The organism is Agrobacterium sp. NPDC090283, from assembly GCF_044769685.1.
Lineage (GTDB): Bacteria > Pseudomonadota > Alphaproteobacteria > Rhizobiales > Rhizobiaceae > Agrobacterium.
Genome location: NZ_JBIVYG010000011.1, coordinates 57365 through 77226 on the forward strand (window position 1 = coordinate 57365; position 19862 = coordinate 77226).

Annotated in this window: 19 protein-coding genes; 8 read left to right on the plus strand and 11 right to left on the minus strand. The window is 59.0% G+C overall.

Annotated features, from left to right (window positions below; all coding sequences use genetic code 11):
- Nucleotides 1-40 precede the first annotated feature (40 nt).
- Together ACIQUH_RS16740 and ACIQUH_RS16745 are read right to left on the minus strand one after the other, a co-directional pair.
- Nucleotides 41-823, minus strand: coding sequence for an SDR family oxidoreductase (locus tag ACIQUH_RS16740; protein ID WP_400817046.1), 783 nt, complete (start codon nucleotides 821-823; stop codon nucleotides 41-43).
- A gap of 79 nt (nucleotides 824-902) precedes the next feature.
- Nucleotides 903-1766 (minus strand): MurR/RpiR family transcriptional regulator, encoded by an 864-nt coding sequence (locus ACIQUH_RS16745; RefSeq protein WP_400817048.1) that lies wholly within the window; start codon nucleotides 1764-1766, stop codon nucleotides 903-905.
- 243 nt (nucleotides 1767-2009) lie between these two features.
- Here ACIQUH_RS16745 and ACIQUH_RS16750 point away from each other — a divergent pair, with 243 nt between their 5' ends.
- The gene (locus ACIQUH_RS16750; protein ID WP_400817050.1) at nucleotides 2010-2495 is read left to right on the plus strand and encodes a hypothetical protein; all 486 of its coding nucleotides are present in this window, start codon (nucleotides 2010-2012) and stop codon (nucleotides 2493-2495) included.
- Nucleotides 2496-2645: 150 nt separating this feature from the next.
- Here ACIQUH_RS16750 and ACIQUH_RS16755 read toward each other — a convergent pair whose 3' ends face one another.
- From ACIQUH_RS16755 to ACIQUH_RS16780, 6 genes are all read right to left on the minus strand, one after another.
- Nucleotides 2646-3758: an ABC transporter ATP-binding protein gene (locus ACIQUH_RS16755; RefSeq protein ID WP_400817052.1), complete on the minus strand. Its 1113-nt coding sequence runs from the start codon at nucleotides 3756-3758 to the stop codon at nucleotides 2646-2648.
- A 189-nt stretch (nucleotides 3759-3947) separates the two neighbouring features.
- Complete coding sequence (locus ACIQUH_RS16760) at nucleotides 3948-5180, minus strand: ABC transporter substrate-binding protein (protein WP_400817054.1); 1233 nt, start codon at nucleotides 5178-5180, stop codon at nucleotides 3948-3950.
- Nucleotides 5181-5218: 38 nt separating this feature from the next.
- Nucleotides 5219-6076 (minus strand): carbohydrate ABC transporter permease, encoded by an 858-nt coding sequence (locus ACIQUH_RS16765; protein WP_400817056.1) that lies wholly within the window; start codon nucleotides 6074-6076, stop codon nucleotides 5219-5221.
- Entirely contained in the window at nucleotides 6073-6957 is an 885-nt protein-coding gene (locus ACIQUH_RS16770) for a carbohydrate ABC transporter permease (protein ID WP_400817058.1), read from the minus strand. Before ACIQUH_RS16770 ends, ACIQUH_RS16765 begins: the two co-directional genes overlap by 4 nt.
- A gap of 13 nt (nucleotides 6958-6970) precedes the next feature.
- Entirely contained in the window at nucleotides 6971-8152 is a 1182-nt protein-coding gene (locus ACIQUH_RS16775) for a Gfo/Idh/MocA family protein (protein ID WP_400817060.1), read from the minus strand.
- A gap of 115 nt (nucleotides 8153-8267) precedes the next feature.
- Nucleotides 8268-8450, minus strand: coding sequence for a hypothetical protein (locus ACIQUH_RS16780; protein ID WP_400817062.1), 183 nt, complete (start codon nucleotides 8448-8450; stop codon nucleotides 8268-8270).
- A 153-nt stretch (nucleotides 8451-8603) separates the two neighbouring features.
- Between ACIQUH_RS16780 and ACIQUH_RS16785 the strand changes: the two genes are divergently transcribed.
- The 4 genes from ACIQUH_RS16785 to ACIQUH_RS16800 are packed head-to-tail and all read left to right on the plus strand — an operon-like array spanning nucleotide 8604 to nucleotide 12501.
- Nucleotides 8604-9356, plus strand: coding sequence for a GntR family transcriptional regulator (locus ACIQUH_RS16785; RefSeq protein WP_003521268.1), 753 nt, complete (start codon nucleotides 8604-8606; stop codon nucleotides 9354-9356).
- A 26-nt stretch (nucleotides 9357-9382) separates the two neighbouring features.
- Nucleotides 9383-10405, plus strand: a complete 1023-nt coding sequence (locus tag ACIQUH_RS16790) for an SIS domain-containing protein (RefSeq protein WP_400817064.1) — start codon at nucleotides 9383-9385, stop codon at nucleotides 10403-10405.
- On the plus strand, nucleotides 10402-11571 hold the full coding sequence (gene nagA, locus ACIQUH_RS16795) for an N-acetylglucosamine-6-phosphate deacetylase (RefSeq protein ID WP_400817066.1): 1170 nt from the start codon (nucleotides 10402-10404) through the stop codon (nucleotides 11569-11571). Before ACIQUH_RS16790 ends, nagA begins: the two co-directional genes overlap by 4 nt.
- A gap of 3 nt (nucleotides 11572-11574) precedes the next feature.
- Nucleotides 11575-12501, plus strand: a complete 927-nt coding sequence (locus ACIQUH_RS16800; protein ID WP_400817068.1) for an ROK family protein — start codon at nucleotides 11575-11577, stop codon at nucleotides 12499-12501.
- Nucleotides 12502-12507: 6 nt separating this feature from the next.
- On the opposite strand, the gene ACIQUH_RS16805 is transcribed toward ACIQUH_RS16800, so the two are convergent.
- Both ACIQUH_RS16805 and ACIQUH_RS16810 read right to left on the minus strand, forming a co-directional pair.
- Entirely contained in the window at nucleotides 12508-13761 is a 1254-nt protein-coding gene (locus ACIQUH_RS16805) for an FAD-dependent oxidoreductase (RefSeq protein WP_400817070.1), read from the minus strand.
- Between the two features lie 32 nt (nucleotides 13762-13793).
- The gene (locus tag ACIQUH_RS16810; RefSeq protein WP_400817072.1) at nucleotides 13794-14495 is read right to left on the minus strand and encodes a phosphatase PAP2 family protein; all 702 of its coding nucleotides are present in this window, start codon (nucleotides 14493-14495) and stop codon (nucleotides 13794-13796) included.
- A 188-nt stretch (nucleotides 14496-14683) separates the two neighbouring features.
- Here ACIQUH_RS16810 and dxr point away from each other — a divergent pair, with 188 nt between their 5' ends.
- Nucleotides 14684-15877, plus strand: a complete 1194-nt coding sequence (gene dxr, locus ACIQUH_RS16815) for a 1-deoxy-D-xylulose-5-phosphate reductoisomerase (RefSeq protein ID WP_400817074.1) — start codon at nucleotides 14684-14686, stop codon at nucleotides 15875-15877.
- 35 nt (nucleotides 15878-15912) lie between these two features.
- On the opposite strand, the gene hemA is transcribed toward dxr, so the two are convergent.
- Nucleotides 15913-17130 (minus strand): 5-aminolevulinate synthase, encoded by a 1218-nt coding sequence (gene hemA, locus ACIQUH_RS16820; RefSeq protein WP_003521261.1) that lies wholly within the window; start codon nucleotides 17128-17130, stop codon nucleotides 15913-15915.
- Between the two features lie 370 nt (nucleotides 17131-17500).
- Between hemA and ACIQUH_RS16825 the strand changes: the two genes are divergently transcribed.
- Together ACIQUH_RS16825 and ACIQUH_RS16830 are read left to right on the plus strand one after the other, a co-directional pair.
- Nucleotides 17501-17752, plus strand: coding sequence for a YMGG-like glycine zipper-containing protein (locus tag ACIQUH_RS16825; RefSeq protein ID WP_003504940.1), 252 nt, complete (start codon nucleotides 17501-17503; stop codon nucleotides 17750-17752).
- 175 nt (nucleotides 17753-17927) lie between these two features.
- Complete coding sequence (locus tag ACIQUH_RS16830; protein ID WP_400817077.1) at nucleotides 17928-19853, plus strand: autotransporter assembly complex family protein; 1926 nt, start codon at nucleotides 17928-17930, stop codon at nucleotides 19851-19853.
- The last annotated feature ends 9 nt before the right edge of the window (nucleotides 19854-19862 follow it).

The following is a 19862-nucleotide window of genomic DNA, read 5'->3' on the forward strand; positions in this document are numbered from 1 at the left end:
GCTCCCCTTATTGCGCATTGAACCCGTCAGAGGGTTTCGGTCAGTAATGTTCGGATTGCGAAAAAGTCCGGGCCAGCGGCGCCTGCCCCGCCGTCAACCCGCAGTCGACCGGCAGGCATACGCCGCTGATGGCCCCGGCCTGCGGACCGGCCAGAAAGGCAACCGCATTGGCCACATCCTCGGGTCTGACGATACGCTGCAGCGGATACCAGTGTTTGGCTTCCTCGAAGACCTGGGGATTGGTGGCGGCGCGCGCCTCCCATGCCTGCGTGCGCACGGTGCCCGGCGCGACCGCGTTGGCGCGGATGCCGAATTTGCCGTATTCGACGGCGATCAGCTTGGTCAGATGGATCAGCCCGGCCTTTGCCGCGCTATAGGCAGGATGGCCAAACACCGCCACGCCATTGACGGAGGTGATATTGACCACGGAACCCTGGGTGCGCTTCAGCGCCTCCTCGAAAGCCCTGAAGCAGAGAAACGGCGCTTCCAGATTGAGCGCATTGTCCTTGCGCCAGATCTCAGCGGTCGTGTCATGCAGGCTGACGGCCCGTGCCGCTCCGGCATTGTTGACCAGGGTGGCAACATCCCCCAGCTCGGAAACGTCTGCGGCCAGCCGCGCAAGATCCTGCGGATCGGTGACATCACAGGTTTTCGCAACGAAGCCCGGACCGGAAAGCCTGGAAAGCGCTTCGGACAGCGCGCCGGCATCGATATCGACCAGCACCACCTTCGCATGGCTTTCAGAAAGTGCCGCGGCAATCGCCCGGCCAATATCCCCTGCCGCACCGGTTACGATGGCGAGCTGGTCTTTCCTGTCCTTCATCACCTTTACAACTCCCTTGAAACTTTCCGACCCCCACAGGGGGGCCCCCAGGCAAAACTGCCCGTATTTTTTCTCGCCCTCAGTCACCGAGCAATTGCTTGTCATCCGGATCGCGATGCTCCACGAGCTGCTGCTTGATGTGGCGCAACGTCACCATCGATCTTTGCCGCTGGTGGTAAGCGGCAAGCGTCGCCAATATGTCGACGGCGGCCAGATAGGCGTAACGGGACGAGGTCGGTCGGAAGATATTGTTCCCTTCGGGCACATTAACCGCCACCACCATATCGGCCGCAGCAGCGACAGGCGTGTCGCTCTGGGTAAGCGCGATGGTGGTGACCCCCATTTCCCGCGCCAGCCGGAAACACTTCACCAGTTCCATGTTGCGGCCGGAAAACGACGAACCGATAATCACGTCTTCCTTGCGCGCCGCCGCCGTCATCATCAGTTGCATGCTGTGATCGGCACTGGTCGAAACGCGCAAACCTAGCCGGAACAGCCGGTTCTGGATTTCCGAAGCGATCATCGAGGAATTGCCGCCCGCACCGAAGGCGTAGATCATGCCGCTATTGGCGATCCTGACCGCCGCTTCATCGGCAATCGCGGGATCGAGTGTCTTGTGGAGCAGGAACAGTGCTTCCTGCGCCTTGGCCAACACCTCTTCCGCGACATCGGAAGGGCCGGTGCTGGAAGGTTCTGACGTGAGATACCGCACACCCACATAGGCCGTCTTGGCAAGGCTGACCTTGAAATCCGAAAAGCTCTGGCAACCGAGACGACGGCAGAACCGCGTCACCGTCGGCGGCGAGACCTCTGCACGGGCTGCAAGCTCGATGATCGACGCATTGACGGCGAATTCGAAGTCCGAAACCAGAATATCGGCGATCCGCCGTTCCGATTGCGAGAACTGCCCCTTGTCTTCCTGTATCCTTGCGAAAATATCCATGCTCACCGGTCTCCGTTCCGCCAAAACTTAACGCCTGGCCCCATTGCCGATGCACCCTAATAAAGCGCGTCCGTCAACCGCATAGACCCATGAATCGACCATGTTTCGTCCCCCTGACGACACGACGGATACTCTCGTATTGAAAATTATTTTCTTTATTGATTGAGAGATGAGCATATGCCAACAATATTCACCAGAGAAATCTCCAAATCTTGAAAATAATTTCAACAACGGACCCAAGCCATGCGTGATCCCTTCAAGAACCCCTTTTCCGAAACCGACACCGCCCGCCACTCCATCTGGGAGATGCTCGTGACGCGCGATATCGACGCCTTCCTTTCCGCCGACTGGTCGAAGGTCGCGGATGATTTCGTTGAGGACGGTTTCCTCGGCATCAACGCCAACCGCGACGCGAACCCGGACAATTGGCGCCTCTCCTTCCCCTCGCTTGCGGCCTATCGCGACGAATGGCTGCGGCAGGCAAAGGATTTCCAGACCCAGCAATTCGCGGAAGACCCGCGCCATGCGATTTTCACCACCACCACGCTGGAAGAGATCGAAGTGGAAGGCGAAACCGCGCTGGTGCGCAAGAAGTTCGATGGCGGGCTTCGCAAGGCCGATGGCAGCTTCGACGTCATGAAGTGGCAGACGCTCTATTATTGCCGGCTGCACCAGGGCCGCTGGAAGATCAGCGGCTTTACCGGTTACATGCCCAACCCGATGCCGTGATCCAGCGGACATACACGACAACCTCGAACGTCGGGCCGGACGCCCGGCGTTGTTTTTTCGCCTTGCGGCGACGGACGAAAAACGCCGAAAACGAAGCGCATAAGGAAAAGCCGGGCATGGAACGACAGAATGCATGGCCCGGCTCCGTTCCTATTGGATCAGCTTGAGGACTGACAGGTCGACGCGACGATCGAGAGCAATGCCACTTTCATCGAACAAATGGCAATCCGACGCCTTGACGCCGGTGACGATCGGCTCATCCACGATAACGGGCGCGGAGCCGGGAAGCAGAGCGCAATAATTCTCACCCGTCGGGGCGACGCCATAAGCGATGGTATTCACCCCAAGCCGCTCGATCACGCTCGGCGCGACCTTGATGTTGAGATCGGCCGCTTCGAGACCTGTATGTTCCGGGCGAATGCCGAGCGTCAGCTGCTTACCCTCAAGGCCTGCACGAGGCTCGACAGGCACGGTGATCGTCTGACCCTCATAGGCCACCGTCACGCCCTCGGCGCTGACCGATTTGCAGGTGACCTTCAGGAAGTTCATTTTCGGATTGCCGATGAAGCCGGCCACAAACAGGTTCGCCGGCTTGTGATAAAGCTCGAGCGGCGCACCGACCTGGGCGATTTCCCCGGCATTCAGCACCACGATACGGTCAGCCATGGTCATGGCCTCCACCTGATCGTGGGTGACGTAGATCATCGTCGCCTTCAGCGTCTTGTGAAGATTGGTCAGTTCGATGCGCATATCGGCGCGAAGGGCGGCATCGAGGTTCGAAAGCGGCTCGTCGAACAGGAATATTTTCGGCTCCCGAACGATGGCGCGACCGATCGCCACGCGCTGGCGCTGGCCACCGGACAGATTGCCGGGCCGCTGCTGCAGGCGCTGGTCAAGCTGGAGTATTTTCGCGACACCCTCGACCTTCTGCCTGATCTTCTCCTCCTCCATCTTCTCGACCCGGAGGGGAAAAGCGATGTTTTCAAAAACCGTCATATGCGGATAGAGCGCATAGGACTGGAACACCATGGCGATGCCGCGTTTGACCGGCGGCAATTCATTGACCTTGACGCCGTTAATGACGACGTCGCCGGCGGAAATTTCCTCAAGGCCGGCGATCATGCGCAGCAATGTGGATTTACCGCATCCCGAAGGGCCGACAAAAACGACGAACTCGCCATCCCTGATGTCGAGCTGAACGCCCTTGATGACTTCGAAATGTCCATAGTTCTTGCGGACGTTGTTGAGATAAAGCTGACCCAAGACTTGCCTCTCCCGTCAGCGGCCGACATCAGGCCACGTTCAGAGATGTTCCGAAACAGGGACGAAACCACGCCGGATCGGAACCGTTGAAAAGTACGGGAGGGAGCGCCAAAAAAGGGCGCCGGCATTCCCGCAGCGAAATTGAGAGGATGCGGGCGGCCTTGCGCCCGCATCCGTGGTCATGAGAAATTATTTGTACTGCTCAAGAGCGGCGGATGCCTTCTTTGCGGCATCTTCCGGTGTTGCCTTGCCGGTAACGACGGATTGCACCATCTCGATCATCGTGTCCTGGAAGCCCTTGTAGTCGGTGAAGAGCGGCTCGGGACCACCATAGGCGATACCCTCGATCAGCGGCTTCCAGAAGGGATCCTTGGCGACGAATTCATCGACCTTGGTTGACGGACGCAGCGGGGTGAGGCCAGCACCGCCCTGCAGCTCATATTCACCCTGCGGGCCGGGCGAGGTGATGAATTTGGCGAATTCGGTCGCCTTTTCTTCCACGCCCGTTCCCTTGAAGATCGCAAGGCTGTCGGTGATGAGCAGCGTGCCGGGACCCTTGGCTTCAGGACCGAGCGGCAGGGTAGCGATGCCCCAGTTGATCTTGGTTTCCTGCAGGCGGGTTGCAGCACCCGAACCGGCCTGGATCATGCCAACCTTGCCGTCGAGGAAGATCGCGCGGATTTCGTTCTGCTCGTAGGCGGTCGGGCCTTCGACGGAATAGGGCGTAATGTCCTTGTAAGCCTTCAACGCGGCGACGACCTGCGGGCTGTCGACGGTGATCTTGTCGCCGTCAATTACCTTGCCATTATTGGTGTAAACCCAATGCATGAACTGGTGCATGGTATTGTCGAAGGTCTTGGCAGGCAGGCCGTAACCGGCAATGCCGGTCTTTTCCTTGATCTGCTTGGCAAAGGCGATTTCTTCAGCCCAGGTCTTCGGCGGCACTTCCGGATCGAGGCCGGCCTTCTTGAACAGATCCTTATTCCAGTAAAGCGCCTTGGTCGAGAAAGCGACCGGCACGCCCCATTGCGTATCCTCGAAGGTGACCGTGTCGACGATGTTGGGGTAATAGCTCTTCTTTTCGTCTTCGGTCATCGGCACCGGAACGATGAGATCGTTCTGCGCGAACTGCTTCAGCGTGCGCGAACCGACATAGGCCATGGCGACCGGCGTGCCGGCGGCAGCGAGCGTGGTGGCCTTGTCCTGGCACTGCTCCCAGCCGACGACCTCAGGCACGACCTTGAAGCCAGCGTTCTTGCCTTCCCATTCCTTGATGTATTTTTCATGGATGGGATCCATCTTGTCGCCGCAATAGATCCAGCTGATCTCCTTGTCGGCGGCATGCGCCGCCACCGTGCCGAGGGCGGTGGAACCGGCAAATGCGAAAGCGCAGAGCGCCAATCCGTAATGTTTCAGTGCCATGGTTAGTCTCCCGTTTTGGTAGTCGTTCCGGTTATTGCTTATTTCACCGCGCCGGCAGTCAGCCCGCCGACGAGATATCGTTGCATCAGGAAGATCGCGATCATCGCTGGCGCGATGCCCACGAAGCTCGCCGCCATCAGCTCGTTCCAGACGACTTCCTGCCGGCCGAAATAGGCAAACAGCCCGACCGGCAGCGGCATGTATTCCGTCTTCGAGTTGAAGGTCAGCGCGTAGATGAATTGCTGCGCATAGGCTTCGATGAAGGAGGAAATCGCGACAACGGCAATGCCCGGCGTTGCGATCGGCAGGACTACCCTGCGAAGCGTATAAAGCCGGCTCGCTCCATCCACATAGGCCGCTTCCTCCAGCTCGCGCGGGATACGGCGCATATAGGTCACGAGAAGCAGGATGCCGGTTGGGATGATGAAAGCGACACCGGGAATGATCATCGCGAAATAGCTGTTCAGCACGCCGATGGACCGCATCAACCGAAACAGCGGGATGAGCAGCACCGCGCCGGAGAACATCTTCACCGCCAGGAATATGCCCAGCAACAGGCCGGCTCCCTTGAACTCGAAACGCGCAAAGGCATAGGAGGCGGGGATGACGAGCACAAGCACGATCAGGGTGATCGAACCCGCAATGAAGAACGAATTGAAAATATAAAGCGCGAAGCCCGGCACGCTCACCCACATCGTCCGGTAGGCCTCGAAGGAACCGTTCTCCGGCCAGAACCTGTAGGGTGAGGAAAACAGCAGGCTGAGGGGCTTCAGCGATACCAGAAAGCCTTCGACGAAAGGCGCCAGCACGAAGGCCAGAAATACGGCGATACCGCAATAGATTCCGACCATTTCATACCAGGTGTAACGGTTGATCCTCGCATGTCTGTCGGTCATCGTGTGGCCTCCTGCGAGAAACGGCGGGTGATGCGGAAATAGAAGAAGGTGAAGATCGACAGGAAGATGCAGATGAGCACGGCGCGCGCGGCACCTTCACCATATTTATAAGCGCCTATCGCCGTCTTGTAGGTGTCGATGATCATCGTAGTGGTTTCGCCGTTCGGACCACCACGCGTGAGGATCCAGATGATATCGAAGGAATTGAACGTCGAAATCAGCGACAGAACCGACATGGTGATCATGGCCGGCAGCATCAGCGGCAGCGTGATACGGCGGAAGCGATAGGCGCGGCTGGCACCGTCCGTCCACGCCGCTTCGTAGAGGTCCTGCGGAATGGACTGGATTGCAGCCAGCAGATAAAGCGTCACCATCGGCACGCCGATCCACACATCGGTGACGATCGTCGCCCAGAAGGCCGTTCTGCCATAGGCGAGGAATGCGACCGGGCCATCCACCAGGCCGAGATTCTGCAGCACCCCGGAAATCATGCCGAACTGGCCGTTATACATCCAGCCCCACATGAAAATGCCGATAGCCATCGGCACGATCCATGGCGGCATGGTCAGGATGCGAAACACTGCGCGACCGGGAACGGCGGAGTTCAGCAGCACGGCACCAAATGTGCCGATGATCATCTTTATCGAGACGGAAAAGAACGTCCAGACAAAGGTCCGCGTGATGACATCGGCAAAAGTCGCGTTGAAAATCTTCTCGTAATTGATGAAACCGACCCAATTCGTCACTTTTTTAAGCGACGCATCGGTGAACGACAGGATGAATGTATCCACGAGCGGATAGGCGACGATCAGTGCGATGTAGAGGAGCGCCGGCAGAAGAAGAAACCAGGCGAAGATGACTGCGCTGCGTTTTGCATCCATCGCGCAGTCCCCCTCAAGCCGATTTCACGGCGGGGGATTTCGGCTGACCGTGCAGCGCCAGATCATACTCCTCCCACACCGGTTTGAGATCAACCACCTTGCGGCCATGGCGCGCTTCATCCATGGCAAGCGCCAGAATGCCGGCCTCGATCGCGTCGAGCGCGGAAACCGGCAAAGGCGCGCCCTTGACGATATGGGCGATCACATCCTCGGCCATCTGCTCATCCGCACCATAATGCTGCGAGAGCGTGGTCGCCGCAGAATAGGTCTTGGCGACCGTCTTTTCATTGGTGCGGGCATTGTGAACGTTCAGGAAACCGCGCACGAAATCACCCTCCGCCATGCCCTTGGCACCGATGACGCAGAAACGGCGGAAATCGTCGGGAACGTTGAGATTGGTATGGAAGGCAAGCGACGCGCCGTTCTCATATTCGACGATCGCCGTCTGGTAATCGATGATGTCGCCGTCGCTGTCGAACACCTTTTCGGAGCCCATCCAGCCACTCGGCTTGCGGTGATAGACTTCCATGTCGTTGATGCCGTCATTCTGCGGCGCGTTCGCGGGCGTGAAGCTCTTGCGACCGCCGAAGCTCGACACGAAACGCGGCCGCGCACCGACAACACCATTATAGAGATCGAGGTCGTGGCAGCATTTTTCCAGCATGAAGGAGCCGGAATAATTCTCGTAACGCCGCCAGTCACGCATGAAGAATGCGCCGTGATAGGGCGGGATATGCTCCGAGGCCTCGATGGAAACGACATCGCCCAGCTTGCCTTCGGCCTGCGCGGCGCGCAGATCGCGATAAAGCGGGGAATAACGCAGGACCAGACCGACCAGCAACCGTTCATGGCCGTGCTTGTTGAGCAGCCGGGCGAGTTCGAGGCTTTCCTCGATGCTGACGACGATGGGTTTTTCCGAGAAGATGGTGCAGCCGGCCTCAAGCCCGATACGGATGTGCTCCAGATGCATGTGGTTCGGCGAGCCGATCATCAGCAGATCGAACTTTTCGTTTGCGATCAGCGCCTCGGGACTATCGTAAGCCTTGCCGGCCGAAATGCCCTTTTCCTGCAGGCCCGGCAGACCCGCCGGCGCGGGATCGACGTAACCGACGATCTCGAAATCCTTGTCGATCTCATGAAAAACGTAGCCCAGATAACCGAGACGGAATCCGAGTCCGATAATTCCCACCTTCATGAACTTTGTTCCCTGTTCATTCGTAATTCATTTTCGCAGAAGCAACCATTTCTGTGCTGGCCGTCCATTTATCTGCGATAATTTCCCGTCACGATGAAATTAATTTTCACAACGGTCAAGCTAAATTCGATTTCACAAACGCTGCCGCGAGCTGAAAACCGATTTTTCCGGCGCGACGGATGCGAAACAGATCGCCACCGACCACCGACGCAAAAAACAATACCAAAAAAATGCCAATCGTCCAGAGCAATTCCGCCATCGAGAAAAATTTTTTGGTTAATGCGAAAATATAAAGCACTGAGCCTCATTATTCGGCAAAATATCGAAAAAACCACCGATTAATCGTACAAATCCAGTAATGGTTCTATTTTGGTATTGCCGATTGTGTGGCATATGATATAGCCAGAGCCGGCCATATCGCCGACCACATGGATCGTGACAGAGGTTATGGATGAACGGGGCAGCGCTTAATCTGGATGACCTGCAATCAGGTGGCGGCCCGCTTTACCTGAAACTGCGCCAGACGATTGAAGACGCCATCAATGGCGGCCGCCTGAAGCACGGCGACGCCTTGCCGCCGGAGCGCGATATCGCCGAAAGCGCCTGCGTAAGCCGCGTCACGGTGCGCAAGGCGGTGGACGATCTCGTCCGCGACGGCCTTCTCGTTCGCCGGCACGGTTCGGGCACCTTCGTCGTCAAGCCCATCACCCGCATGCAGCAGCCCCTGACCAAGCTCACCTCGTTTACCGAGGACATGCGCCGGCGCGGCATGACGGCAAGCACCCGCTGGCTGGACAGGGGGTTGTTCCATCCGACCGGCGACGAGATGATGGCGCTCGGCCTTTCCCAATCCGCCATGGTCGCGCGGCTCACGCGCCTGCGTCTTGCCAATGACCAGCCTATCGCGCTCGAAGTCACCAGCCTGCCGGGCGATATTCTGCCTGACCCACAACTGGTGGAAAATTCGCTGTATCTGGAACTCGAGAAAAACGGCATTCGCCCCGTGCGTGCCATTCAGCGCATCTCCGCCCGCAATCTCACGGATGAGGAAACATTGCTGCTTGGGGTCCCGCCAGGCTCGGCAGCGCTTTCCGTGCAGCGCATGGCCTATCTGGAAAGCGGGCGCCTCATGGAAATATCCCGCGCGCTGTACCGCAGCGACGCCTATGACCTCGTCGCCGAACTGACGATGGGCCCCGAGTGACAAACCTTGATCAAGGACACGAAACGATGACAACCCTGATGCGCCAGGAAATCGATGAGATTCCCGATGCAGTCGCCCGCCTGCTGGACAATGCCAATGCCGACTTCCACGAAGCCGGAGGCAGGCTGAAGGCCCGCGATCCGGCCGTTATCGTCACCATTGCGCGCGGCTCCTCCGACCACGCCGCGCATTTCCTGAAATATGCCATCGAATTGCAGACCGGGCTGCCGGTCGCTTCGCTCGGCCCGTCGCTCGCCTCGATCTACCAGACGAAGCTGCGGCTGGACCGGGCGGCAGCCTTTGCCGTCTCGCAATCCGGTAAAAGCCCTGACATCGTCGCCCTGACGGAAAGCGCCCGCAGGGGCGGCGCGCTCACCTTTTCGCTTGTCAACACCCTGCCCTCCCCACTCGGCGATGCGGCCAATCACGCCATCAATATCCAGGCCGGTCCTGAAAAAGCGGTGGCCGCAACCAAATCTTTCGTCAACTCCATCGTCGCTGGCCTCGCAATCCTTGCCGAATGGACGGAAGACAGCCTGCTTGCCAAGGCCGTCAGCGCCCTGCCGCAAAATTTCGCCAAGGCCATCGCGCTCGACTGGAGCCAGATCGGCGAAGCGGTCAAGGACGAGGAATCGCTTTATATGCTGGGCCGCGGCCCCGCTTTGGCCATTGCCGCGGAAGCAGCACTGAAATGCAAGGAAACCTGCGAACTCCACGCTGAGGCCTATTCCTCGGCGGAAGTGATGCACGGCCCCGTTTCGCTGGTCGCACCGAAATTTCCCGTCATCGCTTTTGCCGCGCGTGACCGCGCAGAGACCTCTGTAACGGATATCGCGGCCGGTCTCGCCGGCAAGGGCGCAAGCGTTTTTGTTACCTCCGCAAAGGGCAGCCCGGCCAAGCCCTTGCCCTTCGTGGAAACCAATCACCCTTTGACCGATGCTTTGTTGCTGATCGCGCCGTTTTACGGCTTTATCGAGCAATTGTCGCGCGCACGCGGCTTCAATCCGGATGCACCCGCGGCATTGAAGAAGGTAACGGAAACCCAATGAGCAGCAAGGCATTCGTCGGCGCCCGCATTTTCGATGGCGTCGCGTGGCACGATGGCAAAGCGCTCGTGACCGGTGATGGCCACGTTGCCGACATCGTCGACCGCGTATCCGTGCCCGCAGACGCCGAAATCATCGACGCGGAAGGACTGCTGATTGCACCGGGTTTCATCGACCTTCAGGTCAATGGCGGCGGCGGCGTGATGTTCAACAATGCGCCGGATGTGGACGGCATTGCCCGCATCTGCTCGGCCCATGCGCAATTCGGCACCACCGCACTGATGGTCACCCTCATCACTGATCGGCCGGACATCACCTCCAAAGCCGCCGAAGCCGGCATCGCCGCGCACAAGGCAGGGGTGCCCGGCTTTCTCGGCCTGCATTTCGAGGGACCGCATCTTTCGGTCGCACGCAAGGGCACACACGATCCGGCGTTGATCCGAAAGATGGAAACGGCCGATCTTGCGGTGCTGACGGGTTGCAAGACAAAGCTTCCTTTCGTGCTGACAACAATCGCCCCGGAAAACGTAACCGAGGAGCAGGTCGCAGCGCTGCGCAAAGCCGGCATCGTCGTTAGCCTCGGCCATACCGATGTGGGCCTCAGCGTCGCGACGGCCTATGCCGAAGCCGGCGCATCCATGGTGACGCATCTCTTCAACGCCATGAGCCCGCTCGGCCACCGCGAGCCGGGGCTGGTGGGCGCGGCACTTTCGAACGGTAAGCTGGATTGCGGGCTGATCGCCGATGGTTTCCATGTCGATCCCGCAGCGATCGGCATTGCGCTTCGCGCCAAGAATGGTCCCGGCCGCGTTTTCCTCGTCACCGACGCCATGTCCACCATCGGCACGGATGATGACGGTTTCGAACTGAACGGCAGGCGTGTCTATCGCAACGGCGGCCGGCTGACGCTTGAAGACGGCACGCTGGCGGGGGCGGATATCGATATGCTCTCCTGCATCCGCTTCATGCATGAAAAGCTGGACACACCGCTGGAAGAGGCCTTGAGAATGGCCTCCGCCTATCCTGCCCAGGCGGTCGGCGCTTCCGGCAAAGGTAAGCTCCTGCCCGGTTCCGATGCGGATTTCGTCATGCTGACACCCGATCTTCAGATGCATTCGACATGGATATCAGGAGAAAAAATCCACGATGCCGCACGTTCCGGAGCCTGAATCATGATCGTTTGTTTCGATATAGGCGGAACGACCATCAAGGGCGCGATTGCCTACGCCCCGGACGATATTCGTCCCGTGCCGCGCATCCCGACGCCCAAGACAAGTTTTAAAGACTTCGCCGCCGGCCTGAAATCGGTCATCGATAATAGCGGCGGCACACCCGGCTGCGTGTCGCTGTCGATTGCCGGCGTCATCGATCCCGACACCGGCAAGGCCACTGTCGCCAACATTCCCAGCATCCATGGCAGGGTATTGAAGGATGAGCTGGAAAAGGCGCTGAACCTTCCCGTCATCGTATCCAACGATGCGGATTGTTTTGTGATCGCCGAATCGGAAATCGGTTCCGGACGGGGCCACCGCGTGGTTTTCGGCGTCATCCTCGGAACGGGTGTCGGCGGCGGGCTGGTGATCGACGGCAAACTCATCAACAGCGACGGTGGTTTCGCCGGAGAATGGGGGCACGGGCCGGTGGCCGCGACATTGGCCGGAAATCCGCCGGTCTCATTGCCGCGTTTCGAATGCGGTTGCGGCCTTGCCGGCTGCGTCGATGCGATCGGCAGCGCCCGCGGCATGGAAAAACTGCATTCGCATCTTCACCAGCAGGAGATGACCAGCGAAGATATTATTGCGGCCTGGCAGGCGGGCGATGCGAAGGCCACAAGGACCATTGATGTCCTCATCGATATTCTCGCCTCCCCTCTGGCAATGGTGATCAATGTCACCGGCGCAACCATCGTGCCGGTCGGCGGCGGACTTTCGAATTCGAAGGCGCTTCTCGCCGCTCTGGACGAGGTGGTGAGGAGCCGCATTCTGAGACGCTTCGACCGCCCTCTCGTCGTGCCCGCCATCTGCCGCATCGAGCCGGGGCTGATCGGTTCCGCCGTCATCGGGCTGAAATATGAGAAAGAAGCCGTCGGCACCGCCTGAGCGGCATCACACCGTCTTAATCTTTTCCCGGCGGAAGCCCAGTCCCACCAGCCGGCCGGTCAAATGGGAAAGAAGCGGAAACCGCATGATAGCCAGCACAAAGGCTGGCGGTCCTTTCGGTTTTTCCGCATCGGCCCGTCCCTTCTTGCCGCCGATACGCATCATCCGCTGCAAAAACTGCGTGGCCTTGGTCGGGAAGGATCGCCGCTTTTCAATTGCAGCGAGATCGTCGTCTACGATGGCCCGACCGGACAGGAGCACCGGCACCAGTATATTGGCGGCCGCAACCGCATCCTGAATGGCGAGGTTAATGCCAACACCGCCGACAGGCGACATGGCATGGGCCGCATCACCGATGCAGATCAGGCCGGGTTTCCACCAGCGCTTCAGCCGGTCGATACGGACAGTCAGGAGATGCACGTCGTCCCAGCTCTTGAGCTCATCGAGCCTTTCGCGTGGGAAAGGGCAGATTTCCGCGACCCTGTCCCTGAACGCTTCAATTCCCTGCAGCTTTATGTCGGCGAAAAATCCCTTTCGCACCACATAACCGCATTGCCAGTAATCGCCCCGGTTGATCATGACGAAACCCTGCCGCGAGCCGGCATGCCCCATGGTTTCCGTTGGATCACCGGGCTGTTTCGAAAGACGCAGCCACAGCACCTCGGTCGGAATGCCGAAACGCTGCACCTCCAGCCCCGCCGCCTCGCGGACAATCGAGTTGCGTCCATCCGCTCCCACCACCAGATCGGCCTCGATCTCGATGATGCCTTCCGGCGTGCTGACCGTGAGACCGCCGACATGCCCGCCGCGCTCGACCAGACCGGTCACCGGCGCATTCATCAGCAACCGGAAATTTTCGTATTGCCCCGCCTTGCCGACGATGAAATTGAGAAAATCCCATTGCGGCATAAAGGCGATGAAGCGGTGACGGACCGGCAGGCGGGAGAAATCCGCTATCGTGATACGCTCGCCGCCGATAACTGCATTCAGCCTGGGCGCACGCGTATGCGGCAGGCTCAGGAACTCATCGATGAAACCCAGTTGCTCCATCAATTCAAGCGTCGAGGGGTGGATGGTATCGCCGCGAAAGTCGCGGAGAAAATCGCCGTGTTTCTCGACGACGACGACATCGATACCGCTGCGTGCAAGCAGCAGGCCAAGCATCATGCCCGCCGGCCCGCCGCCGGCGACGGCGACCGCGGTACGGATGTGCTGAACGGCCCTGCCGTCATGTTCCGGAGCGACTGTCGCTTCTTCCATCACCTTCCCCCTGCATATCCCGCTTAAGATCTTTATCGTGTATCCGCCGCCGGAAGGTTTGCATTTTTCGGCTGCGGCCAGCCCTGCGCATCGAACCGGAACAACATTTCGGACCGGGCAAAGATAAAGGCGAAGGCCATGGCCGTCCACATGCCGAGCAACAGTCCGGCGGCAACGTCGCTTGGATAATGTGCGCCGACGATGACACGCGAAATACCGATGACAAGGGCAAGCAGAAGAAACGCCCAGCGGAAACGCGGCATCAGCATGGCGAAAACGCCAAAAAAAGCTCCGGCGGCTGTCGAATGGCCGGAAGGGAAACTTTCATAGAGATTATCGCCGGTAAATGGAGTGAGGCTATAGGCTCCCATCTCCAGGAAAAGCTCCGGCCGCGCCCGCCCGATCAGGAATTTCAGCGTATGGACGAGAATGCTTGCCGTTCCGATCGTCAGGAGGAAATAGGCAAGAAGCCGCCATGCCGTCCTCAACCGTCCATTATAGGTCTGCGCCTTTAAAACCCGTGCGGCGACATAGGCCAATATCGCCAGAAGGCCGGTGGAATAGAGCATCCAGCGGAAGGTTCCGAAATCGGTAATGGCGCGGTTGAAAGAGACCACTCCTCCTGGCAGCGCCTGCGCGCTTTCGGAAAGACGCGGATCGAAAGGAATGAAGACCAGGACCAGCACAAGGCTTGTCGCAAAAATCCATCCGCTGGAAACCAGGAAACGTCGCATCAATATCCTCTCATTGTTTTTCTTGCATATGGCTTTGCCTTCCGCAAAAACAATAGCCCGGGCTTTGTCCTTGTTATGGCTGGTTTTCGCGAGTAGAGGCTAATGCATGGGGCCCGAAAATGCGTAGCGGTTTCGGGAGAACGACAAGCACCAAGAGGTGCGAACCGGAAAAGACCGACGGACTGAAAATGACGAATGCCAGTGAAATGCCACGCAAGCTGACAATATTGGGTTCGACGGGTTCGATCGGCACCAGCACGCTGGATGTCGTCCGTCAGCTGGGTGGCCGCGACGGGTTCGAGATCACGGCTTTGACCGGCGCGGGCAATATCGCTCTCCTGGCGGAACAGGCGCGGGAATTCGGCGCGCGACTGGCGGTTACCGCCGAGGACGACAAATATGAAGCGTTGAAATCCGCCCTTGCCGGCACCGGCATCGAGGTTGCGGCAGGCAAATCCGGCCTTGAAGAAGCCGCTTCGACGGATGCCGGCTGGGTGATGGCAGCGATTGCCGGAACCCCCGGCCTCGCGCCTACTCTTACAGCCGCACGGCGCGGCGCGGATATAGCGCTCGCCAACAAGGAATGCCTGGTTTCGGCTGGCGATGTCTTTCTGCGCACCGTCAAGCAGGGCGGTGGCAGGCTGATCCCCGTCGACAGCGAACATAGCGCAATCTTCCAGTGCCTGACGGGCGATCATAAACAAGCCGTGGAACGCATCGTGCTGACGGCTTCCGGCGGCCCCTTCCGCACCTGGTCGCGCGACGAGATGGCCAATGTCACGGCGGATATCGCCCGCGCCCATCCCAACTGGTCGATGGGGCTGAAGGTCTCCATCGGCAGCGCCTCGATGTTCAACAAGGGGCTGGAAATGATCGAGGCGAAATATCTCTTCGATCTCAGGCCCGACCAGGTGGAGGTGATCGTCCACCCGCAGTCGATCATCCATTCGATGGTGGGTTACACCGACGGCTCCTATATCGCCCAGCTCGGCTCCCCCGATATGCGAACCGCTATTTCTTATGCCCTCACCTATCCGCAACGCGGCAATCTGAATGTCGAGCGGCTGGATTTCGCCAAACTGGCGCGGCTCGATTTCGAAGCGCCGGATGAAGCCCGTTTCCCGGCGATCCGTCTGGCCCGCACGGCACTGGAGCGCGGCGGTTTGCAGGGCGCCGCCCTGAATGCCGCCGAAGAAACCGCCTTTCACGCCTTCGTTGCCGGCGGCATCGGTTTTCTCGATATGGCCGAGATCGTCGAAACGGTCATGGACCGCATGCATGACGGCCGATCTGCCGAGACGATGGACGATGTTTTCGCGGCGGATGAGGAAGCCCGCCGTCACGCCCGCGAATTGATCGCCACCAAAGAAAAGGCCGCGTAAACGCGGCCCGGTCTTCTCTTATCGAAACTGCGGCCTTACGCCACCGCCCGCGCCAGCGCACAATGCGACCAGAGCTGGTGCAACGCGCCGACCAGATGCTCGATATCGGCATCGCTATGCAGCGGCGTCGGCGTGATGCGCAGGCGCTCGGTCTTGCGCGGCACGGTCGGATAGTTGATCGGCTGCACATAGACGCCGTGATTATCGAGCAGGATATCCGAAATCCATTTGCACTTGGCGGCATCGCCCACCATGACAGGCACGATGTGGCTTGGATTGTCCATGTGCGGAATACCGCGTGCATCGAGAAGACCGCGCAACTTGCGCACCCGGTCCTGATGGCGGGCGCGTTCGAAGGGGCTTGCCTTCAGGTGCTGGATCGATGCGATCGCACCGGCAGCAAGCGACGGCGGCAGGGCCGTCGTGAAGATGAAGCCGGAGGCGAAAGAACGGATGAAATCGCAGACCGCCGTAGAACCGGTAATGTAACCGCCCATGACGCCGAAAGCCTTGCCGAGCGTCCCTTCGATGATCGTCAGGCGATCCATCAGGCCTTCGCGCTCGGCAATGCCGCCGCCGCGCGGTCCGTACATGCCGACGGCATGAACTTCATCGAGATAGGTCATGGCGCCATAACGGTCGGCCAGATCGCAGATTTCCTTGATCGGTGCGATATCACCATCCATCGAATAAACGGATTCGAAGGCGATCAGCTTCGGCGCATTCGGATCCGCCGCCTTGAGCTTGGCTTCGAGATCCTCGAGATCGTTGTGCTTCCAGATCACCCGCTCGCAACGGCCGTACCGGATGCCCTCGATCATCGACGCATGGTTGAGCGCATCCGAGAAAATGATGAGCCCCGGAATTTTCTGGCCGAGCGTGCCAAGGGTTGCCCAGTTGGACACATAACCCGAGGTGAAGATCAGCGCCGATTCCTTGCCGTGCAGGTCGGCAAGTTCGCGCTCAAGCAGGACGTGATAATGGTTGGTGCCAGAAATATTCCGGGTGCCTCCCGCACCCGCGCCACAGTGATCGATGGCGGCTTTCATGGCTTCGATGACTTTCGGATTCTGGCCCATGCCGAGATAATCGTTGGAGCACCAGACCGTGACGTCCTTGCGCTCGCCATTGGCGTTATACCGTGTCGCGCGGGGGAAATTGCCCTGCTGGCGTTCGATATCCGCAAAAACGCGATAGCGTCCCTCAGAATGCAGGCTTTGCAGTTCCGTCGTGAAAAATGCCTCGAAGTCCATGCCATGCTCCAGAATTGACCAGATCGTTTTCTGCCTCGACACCGGGACCGTCAACCCTTGTGGGCCACATTAACCGCGTCTGCGTCAATTCGCCGTTGTTTTGAACCATTCCAATAAACCGTTTATAGAAGATGATGGAAAGTACAAAATTGATTCACATCAAAAAACCCGGATTTTTGGAACCTTTTTTAAGCCGCGCCGTTGTTTGGGACGCAATCGATTTACGCTCGGAGGAATGCCTGAAGAGGAGGCTTCCCTAAACGACATCGAATTGTTAGTTATCTGTGGCGGTCGGAGGTAGCAGTCGCCGCAGATAAATATGGGACGCCTACCGAGCCGAAGAGCTCATTGTAACGTTGGAGAGAGTTTCATGAAAAAGGCAATCATATTTGCGCTCGTCGGCCTGTCGCTCGCAAGCTGCACGCAGACTGAAAAGGGCGCTTCCATCGGTGCCGTTTCCGGTGCTGTTATTGGCGGAGCCATCACGGGCAACGTTCGTGGCGCAGCAGTCGGCGCAGCAATTGGCGGCGTAGGCGGCGCTCTTATCGGCAATGCTTCCGAGCCGGGTTATTGCTATTATCGCGACCAGTACGGTCAGCGTTACACGGCACGTTGCCGCTAATCTCATCACGAGATACCGTTGCACAGAAGCCCCGGTCAGCCGGGGCTTTTTGCGTTAAGGGCAGCAAAACACAGGCGCAAGGGTCCTCAAAGCCGTTTATTTATGATTAAATTGCAATGTTAACGGACAGGAAACGGGTTAGGGCGACAATAAAGGCTCAACCATAAAGCAGCATATGCGAAGAACACGAACTAACCCGAAGACAGGTATTGCGTATCGGAAAGCTGGCACCGCACTTGCGGTTGCCGTGACGTTCGCCCTGTATCCGGCGTTTACCCGTGATGCCTTTGCCTTCAAACTGTTCGGCATGCGCCTTTGGGGTTCGGAAGAACCGGAGGTGGAGGTTATCAACCCCGTCAAATATGCCGTCACGCTTGATGCCGCCGACGCCGATAAATCCCTGAAAGACAGCCTGGAAAACAGCTCGCTTCTTCTTGCAGACAAGGACAAGCCGGCCTCCGGCGATCTTGGCCTTCTGATAAAGGCGAGAGACGACCGGGACAGGCTGATCGCGGCGCTTTATGAAAACGCCCGTTATGGCGGCATCGTCAAGGTCACCGTCGCCGGCAAGGATGTGGATGCTCTGCCGCCCAATCCCGTGTTCGATCATTCCGCTCCGGTGCCCGTGGTCATCACGGTTACGCCCGGCCCGGTGTTCAAACTTGGCAATGTCAGGCTTGAAGGCGATGTGACCGGCCGCAACCTTGAGGAATATGGCCTGACGACCGGCGGCGACGCCGGTTCTCTCGCAATCATCCGCGCCGGCAACAAGCTGATCGACGATCTGAAGGCCGAAGGCCGTCCACTTGCGAAGCTGACGAAACGCGAGGCGGTCGCCAACCACGCGACGAACACGGTCGATATCACCATGGCGGCCGAAGGCGGTCCCGTGGCGCCCCTCGGCACGGTCACCGTCACGGGTGAAAAAACCGTCGATGGCGATTTCATCCGTCGTTATTCGCGCCTTAATGGCGGCGAGCCCTATTCGCCGGAAAAACTGCGCAAGGCCGCCGACCGGCTGCGGCAGCTCGGCGTCTTTTCCAGCCTCACCATCAAGGAAGCGGGAACGCTGGCGCGCGACGGCACCATTCCGCTTACCATCGAGGTTTCGGAAGGCAAGCACCGCTATTTCGGCGTTGGCGCGCAATATTCCACCACGGAAGGCATCGGCCTGCAGGGGTATTGGGGCCACCGGAACCTGTTCGGACAGGCGGAATCGCTGCGTATCGAAGGTTCGGTTTCGCGCATCGCCGAAGCATCGAGCGTCGAAGGCATGGATTATTCGGCGGGCATCACTTTCACCAAGCCCGGCATGTTCAATCCGCGTACCACCTTCAAGACCAGCCTGATTGCCAAGACCGAACACCCAGATACATACGATGCCAAGACCGTGACGGGCACGGCCGGTTTCGCCTACGAGCTGAACGATACCGATACAGCCGCAGCCGGCCTCGAGGTGCAATGGGCCGACACGGAAGACGCATTCGGCAAAAACGAATATCTCACGACCTCCATACCGCTGGAATTCGTTCGCGATACGCGCGATGACAAGCTCAACCCCACCGAAGGCTTTCGCGCCTCGGTGGCCGCCAAGCCGAGCTATGAAGCGCTGAACGGCACCTTCTTTTCCTCTTTCGAAGGTTCCATTTCAGGCTACAAGGGGCTTGGCGCCGAGGACCGGCTGATCATGGCCGGAAAGCTTTCCGGCGGCGTACTGGTCGGCGGCAGCGATCTGCAGGACATTCCCACCACCAGGCGTTTTTATGCCGGCGGCGGCGGATCGGTCCGCGGCTACAGCTATCAGGAAATATCGCCCTATAATGCCGCCGGCGACGCGACGGGCGGCCGCTCCTATGTGGTCGGTTCCATCGAAGCCCGCATCAAGGTCACCGATACGATCGGCATCGTGCCCTTCATCGATGCGGGTGTGGTTTCGGAAGACGTGACACCCGATTTTTCCGATATCCGGGCTGGCGCCGGTATCGGTTTGCGTTACGCAACGCCCTTCGGGCCTCTGCGTCTTGATGTCGCCATGCCGCTCGACAAATATGATGGCGGCAACAGTTTCGGCATTTATGCTGGCATCGGTCAGTCTTTTTAAACGCCGCAG